This is a genomic window from Jiangella alba (genome assembly GCF_900106035.1).
In the GTDB taxonomy this organism is placed as follows: domain Bacteria; phylum Actinomycetota; class Actinomycetes; order Jiangellales; family Jiangellaceae; genus Jiangella; species Jiangella alba.
Genome location: NZ_FNUC01000002.1, coordinates 347,763 through 354,475, shown reverse-complemented (window position 1 = coordinate 354,475; position 6,713 = coordinate 347,763). Strand labels below are relative to the sequence as shown.

6 protein-coding genes are annotated in these 6,713 nt (G+C 71.2%); 1 reads left to right on the top strand and 5 read right to left on the bottom strand.

Annotation, left to right across the window (positions count from 1 at the left end; translation table 11 throughout):
- The 5 genes from BLV02_RS02890 to BLV02_RS02870 form a co-directional block, all read right to left on the bottom strand.
- On the bottom strand, nt 1-1,204 hold a 1,204-nt coding region (locus BLV02_RS02890), incomplete at its 3' end, for a cysteine desulfurase (protein WP_074946096.1).
- 31 nt (nt 1,205-1,235) lie between these two features.
- Nucleotides 1,236-1,994: a Fe-S cluster assembly ATPase SufC gene (sufC, locus tag BLV02_RS02885; RefSeq protein WP_069114109.1), complete on the bottom strand. Its 759-nt coding sequence runs from the start codon at nt 1,992-1,994 to the stop codon at nt 1,236-1,238.
- Between the two features lie 29 nt (nt 1,995-2,023).
- Nucleotides 2,024-3,241 carry a Fe-S cluster assembly protein SufD gene (sufD, locus tag BLV02_RS02880; RefSeq protein WP_069114110.1) on the bottom strand — a complete coding sequence of 406 codons (1,218 nt, stop codon included), beginning with the start codon at nt 3,239-3,241 and terminating at the stop codon, nt 2,024-2,026.
- 47 nt (nt 3,242-3,288) lie between these two features.
- Entirely contained in the window at nt 3,289-4,701 is a 1,413-nt protein-coding gene (gene sufB / locus BLV02_RS02875; RefSeq protein ID WP_069114111.1) for a Fe-S cluster assembly protein SufB, read from the bottom strand.
- Nucleotides 4,698-5,420 carry a helix-turn-helix transcriptional regulator gene (locus tag BLV02_RS02870; RefSeq protein ID WP_069114112.1) on the bottom strand — a complete coding sequence of 241 codons (723 nt, stop codon included), beginning with the start codon at nt 5,418-5,420 and terminating at the stop codon, nt 4,698-4,700. The genes sufB and BLV02_RS02870 overlap by 4 nt, the downstream gene beginning before the upstream one ends.
- Before the next feature lie 262 nt (nt 5,421-5,682).
- Here BLV02_RS02870 and BLV02_RS02865 point away from each other — a divergent pair, with 262 nt between their 5' ends.
- On the top strand, nt 5,683-6,627 hold the full coding sequence (locus BLV02_RS02865) for an ABC transporter ATP-binding protein (protein WP_069114113.1): 945 nt from the start codon (nt 5,683-5,685) through the stop codon (nt 6,625-6,627).
- The last annotated feature ends 86 nt before the right edge of the window (nt 6,628-6,713 follow it).

Genomic DNA, 6,713 nt, shown 5'->3' with positions numbered 1-6,713 from the left:
TCGTGTACAGGTAGAACGACGCTCGGGTGGTCGCGGGTATTCCGTAGCGCACGCAGACCGGCCGCGCGCAGTGGTGCCCGACGCGCACGGCGACGCCCCGCTCGTCGAGCAGCTGGCCGACGTCGTGCGGGTGGATGCCGTCGACGACGAACGACACGGTGCCGCCGCGCGACTCCGTCGAGTTCGGCCCGATGATCCGGACGCCGTCGACGGCGTTGAGCTTGTCGAGCGCGTACGCCGTCAGCGCCTGCTCGTGCGCGTGGATGCGGTCGAGGCCGATGCCGGTGAGGTAGTCGACCGCCGCGCCCAGGCCGATGGCCTGCGCGATGGGCGGCGTGCCGGCCTCGAACTTGTGCGGGATGGGCGCGAACGTCGAGCCCGTCATCGCGACGGTCTCGATCATCTCGCCGCCGCCCAGGAACGGCGGCAGCCCGTCGAGCACCTCGCGGCGTCCCCACAGCACGCCGATGCCCGTGGGGCCGACCATCTTGTGGCCGGTGAACGCGAGGAGGTCGACGCCCAGCTCGGTGACGTCGATGGGCTGGTGCGGCACCGACTGCGAGCCGTCGAGCAGGACGAGCGCGCCCACCTCGCGGGCCCGCGCGACCACCGTCGCGACGTCGTTGACGGTGCCCAGGCTGTTCGACTGGTGCACCAGCGAGACGATTTTCGTCCGCTCGTTGATCAGCTCGCCGATGGTCGAGAGGTCCAGCCGGCCGTCGTCGGTGAGCCCGAACCAGCGGAACGCCGCGCCCGTGCGCTTCGCCGCCAGCTGCCACGGGACGATGTTGGAGTGGTGCTCCATCTCGGTGACGACGATCTCGTCGCCGGGCCCCAGGCGGTAGCGCGGGTCGTCGGCCAGGCCGCTGGCCAGCGTGTGCGCGACCAGGTTGAGCGCCTCGGAGGCGTTCTTGGTGAAGATGATCTCGTCGCGGCTGGGCGCCTTGATCAGCGCGGCCAGCTTGTCGCGGGCGCTCTCGTAGGCCGCCGTCGACTCCTCGCCGAGCTGGTGCACGGCGCGCGCCACGTTGGCGTTGTGCCGCGTGTAGTGCTCGGCGAGGGTCTCGACGACGGCGGCCGGCTTCTGCGAGGTGTTCGCGGAGTCGAGGTAGACCAGCGGGTGGTCACCGGCGAGCCGCCGTTCGAGGATCGGGAAGTCCTTGCGGACCCGATCCACGTCCAGCGGGCTGTGCGGTGCGCTCACGGTGACTCCTCCGGTGTGTGCGGGGCGGGGGTCAGGCCGGGGTGCCGACGTAGTCGACGTAGCCCTTCTCCTCCAGCTTCTCCGCCAGCTCCGGGCCGCCTTCCTCGGCCACCCGGCCGTTGACGAAGACGTGCACGAAGTCGGGCTTGATGTAGCGCAGGATGCGCGTGTAGTGCGTGATCAGCAGGACGCCCTTGTCGCCGGCCGCGGAGAAGCGGTTGACGCCGTCGGACACCACCCGCAGCGCGTCGATGTCGAGGCCGGAGTCGGTCTCGTCGAGCACCGCGAACTTCGGGTTCAGCAGCTCCAGCTGCAGGATCTCGTGGCGCTTCTTCTCACCGCCGGAGAAGCCGGTGTTGAGGTCGCGCTCGGCGAAGTCGTCGGCGATGGCCAGCTGGTCCATGGCCTGCTTGACGTCCTTCACCCAGGTGCGCAGCTTCGGCGCCTCGCCGTCGACGGCGGTCTTGGCGGTGCGCAGGAAGTTCGACACCGACACGCCCGGCACCTCGACCGGGTACTGCATGGCCAGGAACAGGCCGGCGCGGGCCCGCTCGTCGACCGTCATGGCCAGCACGTCCTCGCCGTCGAGCAGCACCTCACCGCTGGTGACGGTGTACTTCGGGTGCCCGGCCAGCGAGTAGGCCAGGGTGGACTTGCCGGACCCGTTCGGGCCCATGATGGCGTGCGTCTGACCGCTCTGGACGGTGAGGTCGACGCCGCGGAGGATCTCCTTGGGGCCGGCCTCGGTCTCGACGGAGACGTGCAGGTCGCGGATCTCCAGGGTGCTCATTCTCGATGCCTCTCGGGTGTTCTCGGTGGTCAGTGCGTCGTCGATGCGGCCGGCAGGTCCTCGCCCAGCGCCAGCTCGCGCTCGACGGTGGCGGTCAGCCGCTCGGCGATCTCCGGTACGCCGATCTTGTTGATCAGCTCGGTGAAGAAGCCGCGCACGACCAGCCGGCGCGCCTCGTCGGCCGGGATGCCCCGCGCCATCAGGTAGAACAGCTGCTCGTCGTCGAACCGGCCGGTGGCGCTGGCGTGCCCGGCGCCCTCGATCTCGCCGGTCTCGATCTCGAGGTTCGGGACGGAGTCGGCGCGGGCGCCGTCGGTGAGCACCAGGTTGCGGTTGAGCTCGTAGGTGCTGATGCCCTCGGCGGCCGGCCGGATGAGCACGTTGCCGATCCACACCGCGTGCGCCTTCGCGCCCTGCAGCGCGCCCTTGTAGAGCACGTTGCTGCGGCAGTTGGGCTGGTTGTGGTCGACGAACAGGCGCTTCTCGAGGTGCTGGCCGGCGTCGGCGAAGTACAGGCCGAGCAGCTCGGCGTCGCCGCCGGGCGCGGCGTAGTCGAGCGTGACCGACGTGCGCACGAGGTCGCCGCCGAAGCTCACCACGACGTGCTTGACGACGGAGTCGCGGCCCACGCTGACGTGGTGGTGCGACAGGTGGATGGCGTCGTCGGCCCAGTCCTGCAGGCTCACCAGGGTGAGCCGGGCGCCGTCGTGGGTGACGATCTCGACGTTGTCGGCGAACGCCGCCGAGCCCTCGTGCTCGAGGACCACGACGGACTGGCTGAACCGCTCGGCCGTGATGACGACGTGGCCGGCGGCGGCCTTCTCGGCGCTCAGGCCGCGCAGCCGGACGATGGTCGGCTGCTCGACGACCGCGTCGGCCGGGATGGTGATGGCCAGCACCTTGTCGGCCTCGGCCCACGCCCGGGCACTGGGACGGTCGTTCGGCACGTAGCCGGACGAGCCTCGTCGCGGGTCGGTGGCCTCGACCGTCTCGACGACCACCTGTTCGGCGGCGTCGACGCTGACCTCGTAGTCGTGGCCGTCGAGCGGGGCGTCGTCGTGCAGGCCGCGCAGCCGCGCCATGGGCGTGAAGCGCCACTCCTCTTCGCGCCCGCGCGGCACGACGTGGTCGGCGACGTCGAACGACGCGACGGTGTCGAAGGCGCTGCCGCCGTGGTCGGGCGCGCCGGCGCCGTGCGAGTGCTCGGTGAGGCCGTGCTGGGCCTGCTGAGCCGTGTCGGTGGTCATCTGCTCTCTCTCGTGGGGGCTCGGGCTGCTGGCTTCGGGCGGCGGCGTCAGCCGACCGCGCCCTCCATCTGCAGCTCGATCAGCCGGTTCAGCTCCAGCGCGTACTCCATGGGCAGCTCGCGCGCGATGGGCTCGATGAAGCCGCGCACGATCATGGCCATGGCCTCCTCCTCGGTGAGGCCGCGGCTCATCAGGTAGAAGAGCTGGTCCTCGCTGACCTTGGAGACGGTGGCCTCGTGGCCCATTGAGACGTCGTCGTTGCGGATGTCGACGTACGGGTAGGTGTCGGACCGCGAGATGGTGTCGACCAGCAGCGCGTCGCAGCGCACCGTGCTGGCGCTGGTGGTGGCGCGCGGCATGACCTGCACCAGGCCGCGGTACGACGTGCGGCCGCCGCCACGGGCGACCGACTTCGACACGATGGAGCTGGACGTGTTCGGCGCCATGTGCACCATCTTCGACCCGGAGTCCTGGTGCTGGCCCTCGCCGGCGAACGCCAGCGACAGCGTCTCGCCCTTGGCGTGCTCGCCCATGAGGTAGATGGCCGGGTACTTCATGGTGATCTTCGAGCCGATGTTGCCGTCGATCCACTCCATGGTGGCGCCCTCGGCGGCCGTGGCGCGCTTCGTCACCAGGTTGTACACGTTGTTCGACCAGTTCTGGATGGTCGTGTACCGGACCCGGGCGCCCTTCTTCACCACGATCTCGACGACCGCGCTGTGCAGGGAGTCGGACGTGTAGATGGGGGCGGTGCAGCCCTCGACGTAGTGGACGTAGGAGTCCTCGTCGGCGATGATCAGCGTCCGCTCGAACTGGCCCATGTTCTCGGTGTTGATGCGGAAGTAGGCCTGCAGCGGGATCTCGACGTGCACGCCCTTCGGCACGTAGATGAACGAGCCGCCGGACCACACCGCGGTGTTCAGCGCGGAGAACTTGTTGTCGCCGGCCGGGATGACCGAGGCGAAGTACTCCTTGAACAGCTCGGGGTGCTCCCGGAGGCCGGTGTCGGTGTCGAGGAAGATGACGCCCTGCTCCTCGAGGTCCTCACGGATCTTGTGGTAGACGACCTCGGACTCGTACTGCGCGGCGACGCCGGCGACGAGGCGCTGCTTCTCGGCCTCGGGGATGCCGAGCTTGTCGTAGGTGTTCTTGATGTCCTCGGGGAGGTCCTCCCACGAGGCCGCCTGCTTCTCCGTCGACCGGACGAAGTACTTGATGTTGTCGAAGTCGATGGTCGAGAGGTCGGCGCCCCACGTCGGCATCGGCTTCTTGTCGAACAGCCGCAGCGCCTTGAGCCGGGTCTCGAGCATCCACTCGGGCTCGTTCTTGAGGGCGGAGATCCCACGGACCACGTCCTCGTTCAGCCCGCGCTTCGCGGCGGCGCCGGCGCTGTCGCTGTCGGCCCAGCCGTACTCGTAACGACCCAGGCCCTCGAGCTCGGGGTGAGCGGTGGTGGTCATATCTGGGAGATCCTCTCGTTCTCTCCGGGTCCCGGGGCGGCACCGCTCCGGGGGATGTGCGTGGTACAGACGCCCTCGCCGTGCGCGATGGTGGCGATGCGCTGAACGTGGGTGTCGAGCAGCCGGGCGAACGCCTCGGTTTCGGCCTCGCACAACTGCGGGAACTGCTCGGCGACGTGCGCCACCGGGCAGTGGTGCTGGCACAACTGCTCGCCGGTGACCGGCGACGCCTGGGCCGACGCGGCGTACCCGTCGGCGCTGAGGGCGTCGGCGAGCGCGGCCGCGCGCTGCTCAGGAGGTACCGACTCGATGATAGGGCGGTACCGCTCCTCGAGGTCGGCGATCCGGCGACGTGCGAACTCCGCGACCAGCTGCTCTCCCCCGGTCTCGGCGAGGAACTTCAGCGCGCCGACCGCGAGATCGTCATAGGCCTGCTCGAACGCGTCGCGACCGGCCGGCGTCAGCACGAACACCTTCGCCGGGCGGCCCCGGCCGCGGTGGCCGTAGACTCGCTCTTCGCGGGACTCGATGACGCCGTCGCCCAGCAGGGTGTCGAGGTGGCGCCGGACGGCCGCCGGGGTCAGCCCCAGGCGCTCGCCCAACGCGGCCGCCGTCGACGGGCCGTTCTCGAGGATGGAGCGGGCGACCCGCTCGCGGGTGCGCGCATGCGCCTCCTGGACGCCAGGCTCGTCGCCCGGTGCCCTGGTAGCGTCGCGCACGTTTTTCACAACACCATCGTGCTCTTTTTCATTCGCCGACTCAACCTCCTCATCGTGCGATGCATCACGCAGGTCAGCCTTACCTTGGTTCTCGGGGGTGCGGGTGGGGCTTCGGTCCGGGTTGCCGGGCCGGCTTGCCCGGGGCCGGGTTGCCGGGCCGGGTTGCCGGGCCGGGTTGCCGGGCCGGGTTGCCCGGCTGGCGCGGATGCGGGCGGCTCGACCGGTCGTCGGCGGCTCCGGCGGGTCGTGCGAGACTCGCGGGATGAGCACAGCGCCGGCCGTCGAGATCGCCTCTCTGGTCAAGCGCTACAACGCCGTCACCGCCGTCGACGGGCTGTCCTTCCAGGTGGCGGCCGGGACGATCACCGCCGTCCTCGGCCCGAACGGCGCCGGCAAGACGACGACCGTCGAGATCTGCGAGGGCTTCCGCCGCCCCGACGCCGGCTCCGTCCGCGTGCTCGGGCTCGATCCCTGGCGCGACGGCGCCGACCTGCGGCCGCGGGTGGGCGTCATGCTGCAGGACGGCGCCGGCTTCTACCCCGGCGCGCGGCCGGTCGAGCTGCTCGCTCACCTGGCCAAGCTGCACGCGTCGCCGCTCGACGTCCCGATGCTGGTGGCGCGGCTGGGCCTGGAGCCGCTGGCACGCGGGCGGGCGCCGCTGCGGCGGCTGTCCGGTGGCGAGCGGCAGCGGGTCGCGCTGGCGGCGGCGCTGGTCGGCCGGCCGGAACTGGTCTTCCTCGACGAGCCGACCGCCGGGCTGGACCCGCAGGGCCGCCGCGCGACGTGGCAGTTGCTGGACGAGCTGCGGGCGGCCGGGGTCACCGTCGTGCTGACGACGCACCTCATCGACGAGGCCGAGCGGCTCGCCGACCACGTCGTCATCATCGACGCCGGCCGGGTCCTCGCCGAGGGGACGCCGCAGGAGCTGACCAGCGGCGTCTCCGACGACGTCATCCGCTTCGGCGGCCCGCCCCGCCTGGACGTCGGGTCGCTGCTGGCGGCGCTGCCGGACGGCGCCGCGGTGCGCGAGGTGGCGCCCGGCTCGTACGAGGTGACGGCCCCGGTCGATCCGCGCCTGCTGGCCACGCTGACCTCCTGGTGCGCGGCGAACGACATCCTCGCCGAGGGCCTGCAGGTCGGGCACCGGTCGCTGGAGGACGTGTACCTGGAGCTGATCGGAGCCTCGGCCGGAAGGACGGCGCCGTGACCACCACCCCGCCCGGCGACGCCTCGACGCCGCCGGGAAGCGCGCCCGGGTCCTCCGGGTCGTCGCCCGCGCCTGGGCCTCCCGGG

Bases quoted from the DNA above. Each gene is read 5' to 3' on its own strand.
- sufC (WP_069114109.1), bottom strand. From the start codon at position 1,994: ATGAGCACCCTGGAGATCCGCGACCTGCACGTCTCCGTCGAGACCGAG.
- sufD (WP_069114110.1), bottom strand. From the start codon at position 3,241: ATGACCACCGACACGGCTCAGCAGGCCCAGCACGGCCTCACCGAGCAC.
- sufB (WP_069114111.1), bottom strand. From the start codon at position 4,701: ATGACCACCACCGCTCACCCCGAGCTCGAGGGCCTGGGTCGTTACGAG.
- BLV02_RS02865 (WP_069114113.1), top strand. From the start codon at position 5,683: ATGAGCACAGCGCCGGCCGTCGAGATCGCCTCTCTGGTCAAGCGCTAC.